The sequence below is a fragment of the Campylobacter sp. CNRCH_2013_0898h genome, assembly GCF_025772965.1.
Classification (GTDB): Bacteria; Campylobacterota; Campylobacteria; order Campylobacterales; family Campylobacteraceae; genus Campylobacter_D; species Campylobacter_D lari_D.
The window spans coordinates 33,771-53,294 of record NZ_JAKMTD010000002.1 but is presented as its reverse complement, the minus strand read 5'-3'; the positions used below and the strand labels follow the sequence as shown (position 1 = coordinate 53,294).

The 19,524-nt window shown below is 29.0% G+C and carries 15 protein-coding genes, 1 tRNA gene and 1 other RNA gene; 12 read left to right on the top strand and 5 right to left on the bottom strand.

Annotation, left to right across the window (positions count from 1 at the left end; all coding sequences use genetic code 11):
* The first annotated feature begins 1 nt into the window (after position 1).
* From L8X50_RS01300 to L8X50_RS01265, 8 genes are all read left to right on the top strand, one after another.
* Entirely contained in the window at positions 2-838 is an 837-nt protein-coding gene (locus tag L8X50_RS01300; RefSeq protein ID WP_133319740.1) for a 50S ribosomal protein L11 methyltransferase, read from the top strand.
* A complete protein-coding gene (gene ftsH / locus L8X50_RS01295) occupies positions 838-2,760 on the top strand; it encodes an ATP-dependent zinc metalloprotease FtsH (protein WP_263659278.1) in 1,923 nt (640 codons plus the stop codon). The genes L8X50_RS01300 and ftsH overlap by 1 nt, the downstream gene beginning before the upstream one ends.
* Complete coding sequence (locus L8X50_RS01290) at positions 2,760-3,377, top strand: phosphatidylserine decarboxylase (RefSeq protein ID WP_263660190.1); 618 nt, start codon at positions 2,760-2,762, stop codon at positions 3,375-3,377. Before ftsH ends, L8X50_RS01290 begins: the two co-directional genes overlap by 1 nt.
* Positions 3,374-4,084 (top strand): CDP-diacylglycerol--serine O-phosphatidyltransferase, encoded by a 711-nt coding sequence (gene pssA / locus L8X50_RS01285; protein WP_133319743.1) that lies wholly within the window; start codon positions 3,374-3,376, stop codon positions 4,082-4,084. Before L8X50_RS01290 ends, pssA begins: the two co-directional genes overlap by 4 nt.
* 61 nt (positions 4,085-4,145) lie before the next feature.
* Positions 4,146-4,700, top strand: a complete 555-nt coding sequence (locus L8X50_RS01280; protein WP_263660189.1) for a PepSY-associated TM helix domain-containing protein — start codon at positions 4,146-4,148, stop codon at positions 4,698-4,700.
* A gap of 49 nt (positions 4,701-4,749) precedes the next feature.
* A tRNA-Ser gene (locus L8X50_RS01275) sits at positions 4,750-4,839 on the top strand.
* A 99-nt stretch (positions 4,840-4,938) separates the two neighbouring features.
* Positions 4,939-6,408: a DNA methylase gene (locus tag L8X50_RS01270; protein WP_263660188.1), complete on the top strand. Its 1,470-nt coding sequence runs from the start codon at positions 4,939-4,941 to the stop codon at positions 6,406-6,408.
* Positions 6,401-6,595: a hypothetical protein gene (locus L8X50_RS01265; RefSeq protein ID WP_039668753.1), complete on the top strand. Its 195-nt coding sequence runs from the start codon at positions 6,401-6,403 to the stop codon at positions 6,593-6,595. The genes L8X50_RS01270 and L8X50_RS01265 overlap by 8 nt, the downstream gene beginning before the upstream one ends.
* Positions 6,596-6,613: 18 nt before the next feature.
* Here L8X50_RS01265 and ciaB read toward each other — a convergent pair whose 3' ends face one another.
* Positions 6,614-8,449 (bottom strand): invasion protein CiaB, encoded by a 1,836-nt coding sequence (ciaB, locus tag L8X50_RS01260; protein ID WP_263660187.1) that lies wholly within the window; start codon positions 8,447-8,449, stop codon positions 6,614-6,616.
* A 64-nt stretch (positions 8,450-8,513) separates the two neighbouring features.
* On the opposite strand from ciaB, the gene L8X50_RS01255 reads away from it, so the two are divergent.
* A complete protein-coding gene (locus L8X50_RS01255; protein ID WP_133319755.1) occupies positions 8,514-8,918 on the top strand; it encodes an acyl-CoA thioesterase in 405 nt (134 codons plus the stop codon).
* Positions 8,919-8,982: 64 nt separating this feature from the next.
* Positions 8,983-9,912: a ribose-phosphate pyrophosphokinase gene (locus L8X50_RS01250; RefSeq protein WP_263660186.1), complete on the top strand. Its 930-nt coding sequence runs from the start codon at positions 8,983-8,985 to the stop codon at positions 9,910-9,912.
* Positions 9,913-9,944: 32 nt separating this feature from the next.
* On the opposite strand, the gene L8X50_RS01245 is transcribed toward L8X50_RS01250, so the two are convergent.
* The 4 genes from L8X50_RS01245 to L8X50_RS01230 all read right to left on the bottom strand — a co-directional run bounded on the left by L8X50_RS01245 (position 9,945) and on the right by L8X50_RS01230 (position 17,391).
* Complete coding sequence (locus tag L8X50_RS01245; protein WP_263660185.1) at positions 9,945-12,641, bottom strand: AAA family ATPase; 2,697 nt, start codon at positions 12,639-12,641, stop codon at positions 9,945-9,947.
* A gap of 1 nt (position 12,642) precedes the next feature.
* Positions 12,643-16,395 carry a class I SAM-dependent DNA methyltransferase gene (locus tag L8X50_RS01240; protein ID WP_263660184.1) on the bottom strand — a complete coding sequence of 1,251 codons (3,753 nt, stop codon included), beginning with the start codon at positions 16,393-16,395 and terminating at the stop codon, positions 12,643-12,645.
* A gap of 225 nt (positions 16,396-16,620) precedes the next feature.
* Positions 16,621-16,979: a transfer-messenger RNA gene (ssrA, locus tag L8X50_RS01235) on the bottom strand.
* A 1-nt stretch (position 16,980) separates the two neighbouring features.
* Positions 16,981-17,391 carry a hypothetical protein gene (locus L8X50_RS01230; protein WP_039619086.1) on the bottom strand — a complete coding sequence of 137 codons (411 nt, stop codon included), beginning with the start codon at positions 17,389-17,391 and terminating at the stop codon, positions 16,981-16,983.
* 87 nt (positions 17,392-17,478) lie between these two features.
* On the opposite strand from L8X50_RS01230, the gene ruvB reads away from it, so the two are divergent.
* Together ruvB and L8X50_RS01220 are read left to right on the top strand one after the other, a co-directional pair.
* The gene (ruvB, locus tag L8X50_RS01225; protein WP_039619088.1) at positions 17,479-18,489 is read left to right on the top strand and encodes a Holliday junction branch migration DNA helicase RuvB; all 1,011 of its coding nucleotides are present in this window, start codon (positions 17,479-17,481) and stop codon (positions 18,487-18,489) included.
* Positions 18,479-19,522, top strand: coding sequence for an AI-2E family transporter (locus L8X50_RS01220; protein WP_133319757.1), 1,044 nt, complete (start codon positions 18,479-18,481; stop codon positions 19,520-19,522). Before ruvB ends, L8X50_RS01220 begins: the two co-directional genes overlap by 11 nt.
* Positions 19,523-19,524: the final 2 nt, after the last annotated feature.

Genomic DNA, 19,524 nt, shown 5'->3' with positions numbered 1-19,524 from the left:
TATGCAAACACATTATTACGAACTTTTTTTTCAAACAGACAAGGAATATTTAGATTTATTCCTTGATCTTATCTTTTCTCTAGAGATAGACGCTATAGAAGAAAAAAACAATGGTATTTATATAAGATCAGAAGAAGATATAGAACTCATTAAAATAGCCTTGCATGATTTTCATCAAAAATTATGTCAAAAACTAAATACTCATATTAATTTCCACTCTACCTTAGAAAAAAAAGAAAATAAAAATTGGATAGAAGAGTATAAAAAAGGTATACAAGCTTTGACGATCGATAATATCCATATTCACACCACTTGGCAAGAAGCTAAACAAGATAAAATTAATATCATTATAGATCCTGCTCTAGCTTTTGGCTCAGGACATCATGAGAGTACTTATACTTGTATAGAATTTCTACAAAAATATACAGATAATTCCAAATTTTGTTTAGATGTGGGTTGTGGAAGTGGAATTTTAAGCATTATCATGGCAAAACTTGGAGCCAAAGTACAAGCTTGCGATACAGATGAATTAGCTATAGTTGCAAGTAAAGAAAACGCAAAATTAAATCAAGTTAGCTTTGATGATATTTGGGTAGGTTCTATTAATAAAAGCTTACATAAATATGATATAGTTGTGGCAAATATCATTGCCGATATATTGATCATACTAGAAAAAGATCTTAAAGAAAAAACCAAAGAAGGTGGAATTTTGATCTTATCTGGTATATTAAATAAATATGAAGAAAGGATTAAAAATAAATTCAAAGATTTCACTTTGTTAGAATGCAAACACAAAGGAGAATGGTTGAGTTTAGTTTATAAAAAGGAATTGCAATAATGAATAAAAAACCAAATGATTTAAAAGATAATCAAAACAATAATAACTTTTTTAACAAAAATCCCATTTTTATTTTTGCCATTTTTGCCATTGTGATGATTCTTTTATTTAAAGGATTTTCAGATGATGGTAGCATAGGTATTATGGGCGGAGAAAACACTAAAAAAGTTACTTATTCTGAATTAAAAACTTTAATTGAAAATAATCAAATTGCCCAAGTTAATATAGGTCAAACTACTATAAAAGCTGTATCTAAAGCAGGAAATATGGTATATATTACCAAAAAAGTTCCAAATGATGCTACTTTTGTTCCTTTACTTGACTCAAAAGGCGTTTCCTATGGTGCTTTTAATGAAAGCAATTGGTTTATAGATATCTTACTTTCTTGGGTTTTGCCAGTATTTATTTTCTTTGGTATATGGATGTTTTTAGCTTCTCGTATGCAAAAAAATATGGGTGGATCTATACTTGGTATAGGAAGTTCTAAAAAACTTGTAAATTCAGAAAAACCGAAGGTTAAATTTAATGATGTTGCAGGTGTTGAAGAAGCAAAAGAAGAAGTTAAAGAAATTGTTGATTTTCTAAAATACCCTGAAAGATACATCAATCTTGGAGCAAAAATTCCAAAAGGACTTTTGCTTGTTGGTCCTCCAGGTACAGGTAAAACTTTGCTTGCAAAAGCAGTGGCAGGCGAAGCTGATGTGCCATTTTTTAGCGTATCAGGTTCATCTTTTATAGAAATGTTTGTTGGTGTTGGTGCTAGCAGGGTTAGAGATTTGTTTGAAAATGCTAAAAAAGAAGCTCCAGCTATTGTATTTATAGATGAAATCGATGCTATAGGTAAATCACGTGCAGCAAGCGGTATGATGGGCGGAAATGATGAAAGAGAGCAAACTTTAAATCAACTTCTAGCTGAAATGGATGGTTTTGGTACCGAAAGCTCACCAGTAATTGTTCTAGCAGCGACAAATCGTCCTGAAGTACTTGATGCAGCACTACTTAGACCGGGGCGTTTTGATAGGCAAGTTTTAGTAGATAAGCCTGATTTTAAAGGTAGATGTGATATTTTAAAAGTCCATATGAAAGATGTTAAAATTTCACCTGAAGTAAAAGTAGAAGATATTGCAAGATTAACAGCAGGTCTTGCGGGTGCTGATTTGGCAAATATCATTAATGAAGCGGCTTTGCTTGCAGGTAGGGATTCTAAAAAACATGTGGAGCAAAAAGACTTAGTAGAGGCAGTAGAAAGAGCCATAGCAGGACTTGAGAAAAAATCACGCAGAATTAATGATAAAGAGAAAAAAATCGTAACTTATCATGAGTGCGGCCATGCTTTAATAGCTGAAACTACAAAAGGTGCTAAAAAAGTAAGTAAAGTTTCTGTTATTCCTCGTGGTTTAGCAGCTTTAGGATATACACTCAACACCCCTGAAGAAAATAAATTTTTAATGCAAAAACATGAACTTTTAGCTGAAGTTGATGTACTTTTAGGTGGACGTGCAGCTGAAGAAATTTTCATTAAAGAAATTTCAACAGGTGCAAGCAATGACCTTGAGCGTGCAACTGATATTATCAAAGCTATGATTTCTATGTATGGTATGAGTGAAATTGCTGGCTTAATGGTACTTGAAAAGCAAAGAAATACTTTCTTAAGTGGTGGGCAAACTGTAAAAGATTATTCTGATAAAATGGCTCAAGATTTAGATGAGTATGTAAAGAAAACATTGGATGAACGCTATGCAGGTGTAAAAGAAATTTTAAAAACCTATAGCGGTGCTATAGAGGTGATGGTGCAAGCACTCTATGAAGAAGAAACTATTGATGGTGCCAAAGTAAGAGAGATTATTAAAAACTATGAAGAAGAAAATAATCTTCCAACACGCCTAGAAGAAAAAGAGCAAGAAGCTACTAAGGAAGACTAATGAAAACACATTTTATTGCAAAAACTGGTTGGAGTTTGCTTATAGTTCTAGCTATAGTTTTTGCAATATTTCAATTTATATGGGGATTTTCTTGGCTTTTATGGTGTATTTTTATATTTTTTATTTATCTTTTTAGAACTAAAAAAATTGATTATATAGCAGATCCAAACACCATTATAGCTCCCATAGAAGGAAAAATCAAATGTATCAAAACAAGCTCATATAAAGAGCTTGGCGAGTGTATAGAAGTGCAAATTATCAATAATATTTTTTCCCAAGGAAATATCATAGCTCCGCTTGATATGAATATAGAAGAAACTAGAATAAGGCATGGACTTTTTTTATGTCCATTTATGAAAAATACAAATTTAATGGGTGAAAGAATGTTATTTTTAGCTAATTCCAAGAGCAAACAATGGGCATTACGCGTTATTTTTGGAGCATTGAATAGAAAAGCTCATATTGATGATTTTGGTCATCATTTAAACCATGGACAAAATATAGGTTTTATGTTTGATGGTAGTGTAAGTTTATTACTTCCAAAAGACACTAGAATTTGCGTAAATGAAAATGATAAAGTACGCATTGGTACATTAATAGGATATTTAAATCCATGAATTTTAAACTAATTTATATTTTACCTAATCTTTTTACAGCCGCTTCCATATTTTTAGGTATTATTTCAGTGATTGCTTCTATTAATCAAAACTTTGATAAAGCATTAATTTATATTATTTTATCATTAATTTGCGATGGTTTAGATGGACGCGTTGCAAGAGCTACCAACTCTACTTCTAAATTTGGAGTTGAGTTTGACTCACTAGCTGATTTAATAGCCTTTGGTGTAGCACCTGCTATGCTTTTTTATATGAGCATAGGTTATGAATATGGTCGTTTTGGCTCATTAATAGCTGGTTTATTTGTAGTTTTTGGCGCTATACGCTTGGCAAGATTTAATGTCACAACAGGAACTTATGAACCATCGGTTTTTATAGGTCTACCTATACCAACAGCAGCGGTTGTAAGTGCTTTATGGGTAAGTGCTTATTTATATTATGATTTTTTACATGATTTTTCTTTAATAATAATATGTATCCAAATGCTTCTAGCCTTTTTAATGGTAAGCAACATAAGGTATCCAAGTTTTAAGAAAATCGATTTAAAAAGAGCAAATGTTTTGAAGGTGTTAATCCTTTTAGTAATTTTATTTTCTATGCTTTATCTATATTTTTTAGAAAGTGCATTGATTATTGCTAGTTTATATGTGCTTTATGGGATTGTTCGTAGTTTTTTTACCCTAGCTCGTAAATTTAAAAAATATTAATTTTACTTTCACTTCATTTTCTATCAATATACTTTTCATTATTTTTCAAAAAGGAGTAAAAATGAATAAAAACAAATTATTCAGACAAATTCACATTTACATTAGTTTATTTTTCTTACCACTTGCATTTTTATATGCAATCACAGGTTTTGCTTATATAGCTGGTTTTGATGGAGAAAGTGGAGCTAAAATTCAAAATTACAAAGTTCAAGCTATTATTCAAGAGGGTGCTGAAGCTGAATTTTTAATTGATTTTTTAAAGAAAAACAACTTAAAAATTCCTTCATCTTTGGAACCAAAGCTCAACAAAAAAGGCGATGGCATAGAACTTGGGACTATAAATTATATAGCAAGTATTATAAAATTAGATGAGAATAACTATGAAATTACAACAAAAGATAGAAGCTTGCTTGGAAATATGATTTTACTTCATAAAGATAAAGGTATGTGGTACTTTTCTGTACTTGGGTTAGCTTTTGCACTTGCTATGATAATACTTTATATTTCAGGACTTTTAATCACTATTATAGCTATACGCAAAGATAGAGGTAAACAAATAGCAGTTTTAGGTGCTGGTTTTATTATAACTTTAATCATAGCTTATTTCAGTGTATAAATTTAAGGTATATCTTATAAACAATAAGATATACTTTCCCTTTTAATACGGACAGATGGGTGAGTGGCTAAAACCACACCCCTGCTAAGGGTGCAGATCTTAACGGGTCTCGAGGGTTCAAATCCCTCTCTGTCCGCCACCTTATAAATTTCATTTTATTTCATCTATTTTAGTAATTTTTATTGTTATAATTAATACCATCAAAACTTAATAAATCTAAAGGCAAGCTTCACATACTATGCAAATTTACGCTTCTATTGACTTGAAATCTTTTTATGCATCAGCTGAGTGCGTTTTAAGAAATTTAGATCCTTTAACAACTAATCTTATTGTAGCAGATGAAACAAGAACGGACAAAACCATCATACTAGCAGTTTCACCTGCATTAAAAACTTACAATATACCTGGTAGATTAAGACTTTTTGAGTTTAAACAAAAAATCCATTTAATCAACCAAGAAAGACTAAAACAAGCTCAAAAACACCACTTTAAAGCTAAAAGTTTTAGTATATTAGAACTTGAAAATGATTTAAGTTTAGAATTAGACTACATTATTGTTAAGCCTAGAATGGCTACTTATATAGAATTTAGCACAAAAATATACAGCATTTATTTGAAGTATTTTGATGCTAAAGATATTCATATATACTCTATTGATGAAGTTTTTATCGATCTTAGTTCTTATCTTGAAAAATACAAACTATCAGCTTATGAGCTACTTACTAAGGTTTTACTTGATATTTCACACACAAGTAAAATCACCGCAACAGCAGGCATAGGCACAAATTTATACTTAGCTAAAATTGCTATGGATATACTCGCTAAAAGACAAAAAGCAGATGAAAATGGCTTGCTTATAGCCTTTTTAGATGAAAAATTATATAGATATAAATTGTGGCAGCATAAACCTTTAAAAGATTTTTGGCGTATAGGTAAAGGCATTGCCTTAAAACTTGCAGATTTAAACATTCATACTATGGGAGATCTTGCAAGATTTTCTTTAGAACATGAAGACTTGCTTTATAAACACTTTGGTGTTAATGCTGAACTTTTGATCGATCATGCATGGGGTATTGAAACTTGCACAATGAAAGATATTAAAAATTACAAATCACAAAATCACTCTAAAATCATGGCTAAGGTTTTGCCTTTTGCATATGATAATAATCAAACAATAAAGGTTTTAAAAGAACTTGTAGATCATTTGGTACTTGAACTTATACAAAATAACCTTAAAACAAACCATATCACACTAGATATACAATATGATAAAAGCAATTTAGAAAATTCAAGTTTTTTGAGTTCTTATAAAGGAGCTATTACTAAAGATAATTACGGAAGAGCTATACCTAAAAATGCTCACGGAAGTATGAATTTAGAAAATTTTACCCATTCTTTAAAAATCATCAACAAAAAAACCTTAGAACTTTTTTATAAAATCAGTGATAAAAACTTAAGTATTAGAAAAATCAGCCTAAGTTTAAATAATATCACAGATAAAGCTCAAGAAAATTTCCAAGAATTAAATTTATTTAGTGATTTTAACGCAATTTCACAAGAAAAAAATCAACTTGAAAAAGAAGAAAAGCTCCAAAAAGCAAGACTTCAAATCATGCAAAAATTTGGTAAAAAAGCTATTTTAAAAGCTTCAAGCTTGGATGATGAGACTAAAGAAATTACTTCTTTAATAGGAGGTCATAATGCATGATGATTATAAAGATATAATAGATATAAAATATCAAAAATCAAAACAATTTCCACCAATGTCAAGAGAAAAAAGAGCGGCACAATTTGCTCCATTTTCAGTACTAAATGGCTTTAGTAAAGCTATTTTAAAAACGCAAAAAGATATGGAAAAAGCATTAGAAAATAGTAAATATCAAGAAGAAAGCTAAGTTCTTCTTGATAAAATTTTATTTTGCATTAGAGTATTTTTCAAACTCTCCACTTTCATCGATTTCATTGCCATAAAGTTTGTGTAATTCATAGTAGTATTTTACAAATTCTTTACACTCTTCATCAAGTGGTAAAAATACCTCATCTTCTAAAACACAAAATTCGTCTAAATAATTTTTAGCATCTTCTTTTAACATATAATGTCTTGCTAGCTTATAATAATTTTGCATAAACACAGCCTTAAAACTCTCATAAGCTTCCTCATCAAATTTAATGTTTAATTTCTCATTTGCAAAAGATAACACCCCTGATTTAAACAGCAATGACAAATGAATCAAACCTTCAGTATAATAAGGCTTAACCTCCTCTACTCTTTGCCAAGCAATCAATCCTATAGCCCTTTTAATAAGCTCATAAAATACAGGAAGCTTTAAATCATCTTCTTCATGTAAAAAGAAATTTACAAGCCCGCCCGCAGTAGCTTTAAACTCTTCTATATTTTTAAACACGCCACTTTCATTCATTTTCTTTTCACTATCATTTGCCACAAAGAAAATATGCCCAAACTCATGACCTATGGTAGAAACTTCATAAATTCTTTTCCATAATTTTTCATTGTAAAATAAAATTTCTCTACCATAATCTAAAAATTCTTTTTCAAATACCATAGAAGAAAGCTTCATAAAAGGCTTGGTTTTAGCATTTTCATAAACATAATTTAAAAAAGCAAAGATCTTTTTACCTGCTATATTGCTTACATACTCATCATTTGGCACTACTTGAGCGGAAAAAAGCCCCTTAAGCTCTGCTCCATAAAAAATCATAGGCATACAAATATAAAGCTGAGTTTTTTCAAGATTAAAATTCACTTCATCAAACAAAGCTTCACCTTCTTCATCTAAATTTGCATACACCATTGCAAAGCTTTCTTTGATTTTATCTTTAAACTCACTCCCATTAAAATCACTCACATCTTCTAAGCGTATATCCCACTCAAGAGCTACTGCATGCGTATAAGAGTCTTCATAGTATTCTAAAGGATGGCCAATTTGCAATGGACATTTTACTTCCATCCACGCAAGCTCTGCTTCTTGCCATTTTTTAACCACTTCATTATTATCTTTTTCACAAAAAGCAAATTTTAATTTTTCTATATAATCAATATAAGCATTTTTTTCATCATCTAGCACACAATTTCTTAGTTTTTCTAAAAGTTTATCAAACTCATATTCAAGCTTTAAAACTTCATTTTCAAAAGCTTTTGCATAAGGTAAAAATCTCCAAAGTGTTCCTATTTTAACTAAAGCTCCATAGCTTCTTTCACAAATTTCACCATCTTGATTAAGCTGATAAAGCTCATTTTGTTTTAAAAACTCCAAAGCATCGCTTAAATTTGGAAATTGTTCTTTTAAGATTTTATTATTTGTATCTAAAATTTGCTTGCTCCAAACAAGCTCAAAAGAATTCATAACTACGCCTATATTATGCACACCTTGAACTAAAGCCAAATAAAACTCATCAAGTAAATTTTTACTCTTAATCTCATCGATTAAATCTTGATGTTCTACTTCATAAAAGGCTCTTACTAAAGAAAAAACTTTATATTTTATTTGAGAAATTTCTTCTTCATTTAAACCTTTTTTCTCAAGTTCTTGGACTAAATTTTCCTCTTTTAAATCCACCAAACGACGCAACATTGCTAAAACATTGCTTTTTTCATTTTCAAGATTAGCTAGTTCTAAAGCTCTATCTATCAAAGGATGACTTTGATTAGTTTGAAGTATATTATAAAGACTATTGATATTTTGTTTCCTATTTTTCACAATTTTTGCTATTTGCTTAAAATCATTCATTTTTTACCTTTCTTTATTTTTAAAACTTAATTATAATGTTTTTTTCAAAACATAAGGAGAATGTATGAAAGATATGGGAGAACCTAAACTAAGAGTTATAGCTATGCCAAGCAATACAAACCCCGCTGGTAATATCTTTGGTGGTTGGATCATGTCACAAATTGATCTAGCTGGAGCCATTGCAGCAAGGGAGCTTTCTCCGCAAAGAGTAGTAACTGTAGCAGTGGATAAGATCATTTTTAAAGAACCAATTTTCGTAGGTGATTTGGTATCTTGCTATGCAAAAATCATCAAAGCAGGTAATACTTCTATCACCGTAGAAGTAGAAGTAGTTACCCAAAGAGCCAATGATTATGGCCGTGTATATTGCATGCATGTAACTTCAGCTGTGGTAACTTATGTAAGTGTAGATAAAGACGGAAATAAACTTCCTATTGATGCGGATTTAAAAAGATTGCACGGCTTTTGATATGTTTTATTGTATTTTCAAAAAAAATTTTATATCATCACAGAAAACTTTCTAAGGCTTATATATGCGCGGATATAAAATATTTTCTGGTTCAGCAAATGAGGAATTTGCTAAAAAAATCTCAAAATACCTTTCACTGCCTCTAAGCAATGCGGGTGTGAAGCGTTTTAGTGATGGTGAAATTAGCATTCAAATAGATGAAAGCGTGCGTGGTAAAGATGTATTTATCATTCAAAGTACTTGTGCTCCAACAAATGATAATCTAATGGAACTTTTAATCATGACAGATGCTCTGCGTCGCTCAAGTGCAAGCTCTATCACAGCTATCATCCCTTATTTTGGTTACGCTAGACAAGATAGAAAAGCAAGTCCTAGGGTGCCTATTACTGCAAAATTAGTAGCAAATCTTATAGAATCAGCAGGGGTAGATAGAGTAGCTACCATAGACTTACATGCTGGACAAATTCAAGGCTTTTTTGATATACCTGTGGATAATCTTTATGGAAGTATTATTTTTAATGATTATATTAAAAATAAAAACTATAAAAATCCTATCATTGCAAGTCCTGATATAGGCGGTATAGCAAGAGCTAGGAGCGTAGCAAAAGCTTTAGGACTTGATATAGTTATAGTAGATAAAAGACGCGAAAAAGCTAATGAAAGCGAAGTGATGAATGTCATCGGTGATGTAAAAGATAAAGAAGTGATTTTAGTAGATGATATCATTGATACAGCAGGAACCATAGTAAAAGCTGCTGAAGTATTTAAAAGCAAAGGTGCAAAGTCAGTTATAGCTTGCTGTACCCATCCTGTACTTAGTGGTATAGCTTATGAAAGAATAGCCAAAGATGCGCTTGATGAGCTAGTAGTAACTGACACTATACCTTTAAAACAACAAATGGATAAAATCAAAGTCCTAAGCGTAGCACCTATTTTTGGTGAGGTAATACGCAGAGTTTATCACAATGAAAGTGTGAATTCTTTATTTGTATAAATTCTTTGCAAGAATAGCCTTGCAAAGAAAACTTATTTTAACTTAGATGATAAAAGATTATAATCCTTTTTAATATCTTTAAGTTTTAATGAATTTAATATTTTATTTTCAGTTTCGGCTGACCAATATATTTTTAATCTTTTCTTAGCTCTTGTTATAGCTGTATAAAATATATTATGTGTTATTTGTTCTTCTATTTCATCTGAAATAATTATAGAAACATTATCATATTCTAAACCTTGTGCTTTATGTATAGAAATAGCATAAGCTACTTGAAAAGGAATAGCATGCTCTTTTTCATCCTCTTCATCAGAATTTATTTCATCTACTCTAAAAGTAATTTCTGTATATTCATTATTAAATTTTTTAGTAATTTTAAAATCTTTTTCACTCTCTTCGCTTATATTTTTATAAACATTTACCACAAAAAAAGCACATCCTTTTCCTTTCTTTATATCTACTATCGATCCTTTTAAGTTGTTGTGAATGACTTGTCCAAATCTTGAAGAAGATTCATTATTAAACAATATAGGATCGTCTATTTTATAATATAAGCTATTAAATTGAATGTATTGCTTAGGATTATTTTCTTGTAAAAGCCTATTTATATTATTTACACCATATAACCCACCATAATTAAGGCATAAAATAATCTCATCTTCTTTTTGCGTATTAAAATTAAAATTTTCTATTTTTTCAGATATTTTTTTCTTAGAAAGCTTTTCAAGTATATTTTCCCCTAGCTCTCTTACTTCTTTCCATAAATCTTGCAATCTTTCATCATTAGTTCTGTAAATATGTTTTAGCTCTATTTGCTTATCTTTAAAAAAGTTTTGAGCAAATAAAAACCAATTTCCAAAATCAATAGCTTCTATTTGATATACATCTCCAACACAAACCAAAACATCACATTTTACTTTATCTAAAAATTCAAACATATGTTTATTATCAATCGTACTACACTCATCAACAATCACAACATCATATACTTGCTCTTTTCTTTTTTTTACGCAAGAAGATACAACATTAAAACTCCATAATGGATTTTTTATTCTTCTTTTTATATTATCTAATGCTGTGTAAGTATTTGTCAAAAATAATATATTTTTATCTTTAAAAAAATTAGAAATATATTCTATTAATGTGGTTTTACCTGTTCCTGCTGCACCATATATCAATGCTAATTTTGAATCGCAAAACATTTTTTCTAGAAAATTCTTTTTTTCTTCACAATCTAAGTTGTTATTCTTTAGCCATTTTTCTATATCTTTTTGATAATTTTCTATGCCACTTTGGGTAAAATTTTTAAGCTTTAAAATAATATTTTTTATCGCTGTTTCATCTTCATTAATATATAAATATTTTTCATATAATATTTCTATATGTCTTTTTGGCTTATGGTCTTTATACTCAATAGAATCATTGTGTTTTCTAACTAGTTCTAAAATACTTTCTTTAGAAATTTGCCCAAAATCCTCAATATCCTTATATAAGTTTCCATGAATTTTTGAGTTATTTTTAATAGTTCTGGCTAATAATTCATGCTTTCTATCTTTCACATCTAAACACTCATATAAGTCAATTAATCTAGGATTATGTCCTGTCAAAGAAGTACAAAAAGGCATATCTTCAAAAGGTATGGAGGAATTTTTTAAATATAAATTTGATAATTTTTCATTAGCAAAATCACCTTTTTGATATTTTATAACAACATTGTTCATACTATTTAATAAATAACTAAGGATATTTTTTCCTTTTTTATTATTTGTAATAATATCCCTTGTCTTATCAAGACATTTAAAAAAATCATTAAATTTATTTTCACTAAATTCATTCTTGATGTTTTGATATTCTATATCATTTAATTTTACAATATCTAGCAAGCTCAATTCATTGTATTTTAAAAATTGCATGATTCTCTCATACTTTGCATTTCTTGTAAAATTAACATTAGCTAATCCAAAAATAGCACAAAAATTCTTTAACTCACAAGGTCTTATGCTTACATTCCAATTGATTATTAATATAATGGGTATCTTAAATGATTTCAACCAAATACTAGTATCATATAGTTTTAATTCAACAGCATAATTATCAGGAATATATTCTTTTGAAAAAGCTATGATTTTATCAAATTTACTTGTATAGTTTTTAGCTAATGCAAATGTTATCTCATAATATATTTTTTTATCTACAACAAATGGCTTGACTTTATGTATATAAAATTTATCAGTTCTTTCTCTTTCAAATACACTTGTATTATTGATTTTATTTACAACTCTTTCATAATATTGCAAACTTAGATTATCAAGCTTAATAGGAAATTCATATATATTTTGCAAGATATCTAAGTTTAAATTATTTTTACAAAATTGCTTTATTTTAATTAAAATAGAAATATATTTTAACATCAATCTTTCTGAAGTTTCCTCATCTGGAGTGTAATGTGAAGATGTTATTTGTAAAAAATTATGCATTTTTCTAATATTTACATATTTAGCTTTATCGCTTATATATACAATTGCAACTTTTATATTATCATAGTGACTACTAAAATTATTATTTGTATCTCTATTGTAAATATACAAAGCAATATGCTCTATTAAATTCCTTAACTCATTAAGTATATTTTGAGATAAAAACCCTCTATCATCCTCATGTTTTTTTATATTTTTATTAAAATTTTGACTAATAACTATAATTTGTTCTAAAACAGATTTATCTTCCATCTTAATTCCTTAATAATGCTATATATTCGCTTTGTTTTTCGTTTAAGACTTTAAAAGTGCTTATCATGTAAGAAAATTCATCATCACTTAAACTATAAAGTTCTTTAACTAATAAATCATTTTTTGCTCTTAAGACATCATAAGCTTTTTTAGTTTTTGGAATTTCATCATCTTTTATGTTAAATTCTTGTTTTAGCTCATCAAAATGATGATTTTTATCATTATAAAGCTGTAAAAGCAAGGCATTTTTAGCTAGGGTTTTATAGATTTCATTGTTTTGAATTTCTTTATCACTTGGTTGAGGCAGAGGAATTCTTTCTAAATAGGTTTTGCTTACATTGATTTGCACCATATTTCTTATGATAAAATCAACCACTAAAGAATTAAACAAAGCCAAAACAAGCAAAATTCTTTCATAAGACACTACATCTATACAAATTTCATCATCTTTTAAAATATATAGTTTTGGTGCATTTGCAAACATACTATGTCCAAAACCACAATTGTTTGGTAATAAAGAAGCTATCAAGGTTCTTTCATTTGTATCGCTTGCAACAGCTCTATAAGCAAGTCTAAAAAATTCTCTATCATATTTTATCAAATCAGGCTTTAGTTCTTTGCCGGTGGCCTTTTTAGCTCTTAAAAGTTCTTTGCTTTTTAAACGCTCATCAAATTTAGCCTTTTCTAAAAAATAAGTAGCTTGGCTAAAATTTGCATTAAATTGATGTATCATTTTACCTTCATATAAGGGCAAAAGTCCTTCCCTAAACTCTTCTATAAACAAATCTTTATCACTAGTCATATTTAATTCTTGTCTAAAATCTATATAATCAAAAGACAAGGTTTGAAAAGTATTGTAGCATTTTCTTAGAATTTCTAAGGCTTGTTTGTCTTTTAGCTCCATTAAGGCTAAGTGAGTTGGACTTAGCTTTTTGATATCTTCTAAGCTTAGAGTTAAAATTTCATCTTTGTTTTTTAGTGAGTTTATATCTGTTTTATAAAACATTGTTTTGATTTTATGAGTGTGATTTGCTTGCGTGTTTTTTATAAGCATAAGAGCAAATTTATATCTTGAATCCACATCAGCAAATATAGCTTGTCTATTTTCAAAACTATAAAAATACTCTAAAGTTTTATTTTCTAAAATTTCTTTTCTTAAAGTCAAGCTTCCATCTTCAAACATCAAAGCACTAGGAAGCACATAAGCTAAATTTCCATCTTGTTTTAAAAGAGAAAGATTTTTTTCTACAAAAAGACGAAATAAATTGATATCTTTTGTTAAAGAATTAGACATAAATGTGTTTTTATAATAAACATTAATTACATCTATATATGCTTTTTGTTTTTCATAATTTTGCTTTATATAATCTTTCGCTAGCAAATTGTCTTGAATTTCTTTTTTCTTGCTAGCGATTAAGCTTCTATAATCGCTTTTATATTGTGGAAAGAAATCATTGTCACTAAATTCTGATTTATCCCAAGGTGGATTACCTATGATGATATCAAAGCCTTTAAAGACTTGATTTTCTATGATTTCAGGAAATTCTAACTCATAATTAAAGAAGTTAAATTCTTTTTGATATTTGCTAATGATAGCTTTTGCTTGTTTATTTTGGCTTAAATTTTGTATATCATCTTGACTTAGGGCTTTTAGAATTTGTAATTCTTCTTTGTTAGCAAAATGAAGTGAGTTAATATAGTTTAGATATAAATTTAACTTATCAAGTTTTGGTGTGATTTCATTTTGATAGATTTGTTTGGATTGTTTGATTTGTTCTTCGTTGGTATCTTGTAGATTATCAAGCTTTTCAAATACTTCTTGTAAAATTTCAAATTCTTGAGTAATGGAATTTGTGAAAATATTTTCTTTATTTTGCTTTATTAAATTTTCAAAATCACTTATACTTGAGCCTAGCAAAGCATTGCCACATTTTATGTGATGTTCTATAAAAGAAAGTGGGGTTCCAAAGATAAAACTATCTATCCAAAGACTAAGCTTAGTAAGCTCTATACTAAATGGATTTAAATCCACTCCATAAATAATGCGTTTTAGCAAAAGTCGTTTTAAAACATCACTTTCATCTAACTCATAATCTTGCGTGAAATCTTTTATATGATTTGCGATATTTTCTTTTTCTTGTTCGTGGAGTTGCTTTAAATTTGTAAAATGTTCAAAATCTGATAAAACAATATGCGTGATAGCATTTAAAACCGCAACTAAAAAATGCCCACTACCGCAAGCATTGTCTAGAATTTTAAATTTCAAAATGTTTTCATTGTTTAGTTTGTCTTTTAAAGCACTTTGGATTAAAAAATTAGCTATGGATTGAGGTGTATAAAAGCTTGCACTTGCTTTTCTTGAGTTGCTGGTATTTTTTAGATAAATTTGTCCTTTTTCATAAAAGGTGTATTTTTCTAATTTTTTTGATTTTTCTAAAATTTTAAAATCATAATTATCAAAATAACACTCTATTTCTTTTGATTTTTCTTTATAGCTTACATAGTAAATATCTTCATTTGCTACTTCAAAAAAGTAAGAAAGCAAGCCTTCATAAATCGTGCCTAAATGCTCTATGCTTAAGGTTTTATAATCTCTTTTAAAAGTTAAATTTTTATCTTTGTAGTATAATAATTGTTCTAAAATTTTCTTCAAGTCTTTATCGCTGAAAATCTTTGGTGTGTTTAAAAGAGTGGTTTTGCTCTCATCAAACAACCCACCATTGAAAACAGGCATGTCAAAATTGCCTTTGCCTTTATTATAAATTTGAAATATCATTTCTAAATCGCCAAAGCCAGCACTTGAGCTTTCATCATCGCTTAAATTTTGCAATAAAGTTTTTATGCTAATTTTGCTTTTGAAGTATTTATGCTTTTCTAAGATATTTTCAAATTTATCTTCAAAATAAGCAATAAATAAAAGCCTAAACACAAAATATAAAGAATTTTCATAGATTAGCTTTAAATCAGCTTTAGTTTTGTTATAAATCTTAGAACCTATAAATTCAAATAAAGATTCATTGCCATTAGTTCCATAGATGATAGATTTTAAATCATCTTCTATTTTTATTTTTGATTCTTTATTGACTTGTAAAGATTTTTCTATGTGTTTTTCTTCTGTATAACTTGCTGAAGCAAAAATACTATAAAAATACGCAAAAGCTTGATAGTTTTTATCTTTTATGATTTGTTCTAAATTTATCTCATAAAATACCTTGTTTGCACTAAGTGTAGAGTTATCATAAAAACGCCAAAATCTACCATTAGTTAAAAAGCCATAATTTTTCTTAAGATTACTAAGATATCTTAAAATTTGAAAATGGGGATTTTCTTTTACTTTTTTATTATCTATTTGCACATTATAGGCTTTTGATTCCATGATGATAGTAAATTCATTACTTGATTTTTTTGTTTCTTTGTCTAAATTTTCATAATTTACTTTTATATTTTCATCACTAAAAAGCAAAAAATCGGGCTTTTCTAATTTACCCTGTATGATCTTTTCATCTTGTCTTATAAATTTCCACCCTAAAATGTCTAACACTTTTGATATAAATTCATCTTCAAATTGATGTTCGTTATAATTTTGAAAATTTCTTTGAGTGGCGTTGTATAGACAGATTATATTATCTAAGGTTGTTTTATATATGTTTTCATTTTTAGTAAAATTATAAATATTTGGAAAATCCACCTCTAGAGCATAGTTGGTAAAAAGATTATTATCAAGATATTTTTTAATTTCTTCATAAAAATTCATAGAACAACCTTAGTATTTTTTAAAATGATAACAAAAAGAACTTTTTAAAATGCTAAGAAATACTATCAAGCTTTATAATGAATTTAAATTTAGAATTAATAAAAACCTTACCATCTATCTTAAAAGAAGCCTTCCTTGAAGTCCTATCAATAATAAGAAACCTTTGATGAAATTAAATTATTAAAATACTAAATTCTAATAAATTGATATATGAAAGATTAAATTTGGTGGAGACGAGGGGAATTGAACCCCTGTCCAAAAATAAAACAACCACGGCATCTACATGCTTAGCAAAGGTGAAAATTTCATCTAGCCAAACTCACCTTCCAAAATTTCAAGCTAGACTAAGACTTTAACTTCAATCAAAACTTGTCAAATTTCAATCTACACTATCGAAAATGACCAAATCCTAAGCTAGATAGTATCGCTTAAAATTCAGGCTCAACTGAACTTACGCAGCTTTAGCGTAAGCAGGAGCAAATTTAACGTTGTTTGCGTTTAATTTTAATTTGAGCTTTATACGCTTTGCTCAAAGCGACATGCCACCAAGGCCACTCTACTCCTGTCGAAGCCAAGTCGTCCCCGTTATTTAGAAATTTTATCAGGAACATTTGCAATTTGAGGGTTAAATACGCTTAAAAAAGAAGCATTTTTTTCATAATCACTGCAATATCTATCAAGCTGCTCACCCACTAAAAACATCCAATCCACAAATTCATCGCTAGCAGGCCCATCAAATTTAGCTGCTTCTTGCATAATTTCCTCACAAAATGTGCAAAAATTTGCAATCTCATCTAAATTTAATCTTTTAGCAGCCCAAACTACATTGTGGATATTTTGCTCTAAGTCTTTTAAAGCTTCTTTGTATTTTGAGCTATCGCTGCTTAGCTTTACTATCAAAGGCTCTAAAACATCACAAAGACTTCTAAAAAAATACAAAAAACGCTCGATTTCTTCAAGCTCGTAATCTAACTCTAATTGCTCTAAAATTCCCATAAAAACTTCTATAATCTAAGTTTAAATGTTTATTTTAGCAAATTTTAGATAAAATTAAAATTTCTTACAAAATAAAATGGAAAAAATATGGATAGAATCGTAGAGATTGAAAAATTCTCCCCTGATGAAACTTATGAAACAAGCCTTAGACCTTCAAATTTTGATGGCTACATAGGACAAGAAAACATTAAAAAAAATTTAGAAATTTTTATTAAAGCTGCTAAAAAAAGAAATGAATGTCTAGATCATATCCTTTTTAGTGGGCCTGCAGGACTTGGTAAGACAACTTTAGCAAACATTATCTCATATGAAATGAATGCAAATATCAAAACTACCGCTGCACCCATGATAGAAAAAAGCGGGGATTTAGCTGCGATTTTAACTAATCTTAGCGAGGGAGATATTTTATTTATCGATGAAATTCATCGCTTAAGTCCCGCCATAGAAGAAGTACTTTACCCTGCTATGGAGGATTTTCGTCTTGATATTATCATCGGTAGTGGCCCTGCTGCGCAAACAATCAAAATCGATTTACCTAAATTTACTTTAATAGGTGCTACTACAAGAGCAGGTATGCTAAGCAATCCTTTGCGCGATCGCTTTGGCATGCAATTTCGCTTGGAATTTTATAAAAATGAAGAACTTGCTATCATTTTAGAAAAAGCAGCTCTAAAGCTTAATAAAACTTGTGAAAAAAAAGCTTCTTTAGAAATAGCCAAACGCAGTCGCTCAACCCCAAGGATTGCTTTAAGATTGCTTAAGCGTGTAAGAGACTTTGCTGATGTAAATGATGAGGAAATCATTAGCGAAAAAAGAGCTAAAGAAGCGCTTGATTCTTTAGGGGTAAATGAGCTTGGTTTTGACGCGATGGATTTGCGGTATTTAGAGCTTTTAACTGAGGCTAAAAGAAAACCTATAGGACTTTCTAGTATAGCTGCAGCATTAAGTGAGGATGAAAATACCATAGAAGATGTGATAGAGCCATATTTACTAGCAAATGGTTATATAGAAAGAACAGCCAAAGGTCGCATTGCAAGCTTAAAAAGCTTTGATGTTTTAAAATTAAAATATAACAAAGGTTTATTTGATGAAAAGTAGTAATTTTTTCTTGATTAGTTTTATTTTGATCATTTTATTTTGGGTACTTTTTTTGTTTAAACCTTTTTTGATGAATATAGCCATAGCAAGTTTAATGGCTGTTTCTACTTCTAATGTTAATGTTAAATTTTTAAGTATTTTCAAAGGTAAAAAAGTCGTTGCTGCAGCAGCTACTACTGCTTTTATGCTAGCTTTATTTTTTATCCCTTTTGTATATGCTATTATAGAACTAGCAAAGGCTGCAAAAGGTTTTGATATAAGCTATTTTCACAATACCATAGAATATTTTAAAAATTATTCCCTACACCTACCTGAATCTTTAAGCTTTATAGAACCCAAAATCAAAGAAGCATTAGCAAGTATTGACTTAAATTCTATCTCTAAAAATGTTTTAACCTATCTTTCAAGCGCAACTAAATTTGGCACTAAATTTCTAACTGATATGGTATTAATTTGCGTATTTTATTTCTTTGCTAATCTTTATGGAGCCCAACTCATTGGCTATATAAAAAGCATAGTGCCTATGAAAAAAGAAGAAACTCAAGGCATTTTAAGTGAAGTGAGTAATGTAATGTCTGTGGTGTTTTATTCTATGGTGCTAAATGCCATTTTACAAGGGGTGCTTTTTGCTATCATTACTAAATTTTATGGTTATGATGCAATTTTAATGGGAATATTATTTTGCTTTAGCTCTTTAATCCCTGTGGTAGGTGGAGCTTTAGTTTATGTGCCTGTCTCTTTATATGAATTTGCAAATAACAATCTAAGCGGTGCTTTAGTGATTTTCATTTATAGCGTGGTAATGATATCTTTTATCGCAGATACTTTAGTAAAACCCTATATCATTAAATGGATCAATGAAAAACTTGTTCAAATTCCAACACAAATTAACGAACTTTTAATTTTCTTTGCGATGATAGCAGGAATTTCAAGTTTTGGCTTTTGGGGTATTATCCTTGGACCTGCTATTTTAACTTTCTTTATTTCTACTTTAAAATTATATGTGATTTTAAAAGAAAAGCATTTTGTATAAAA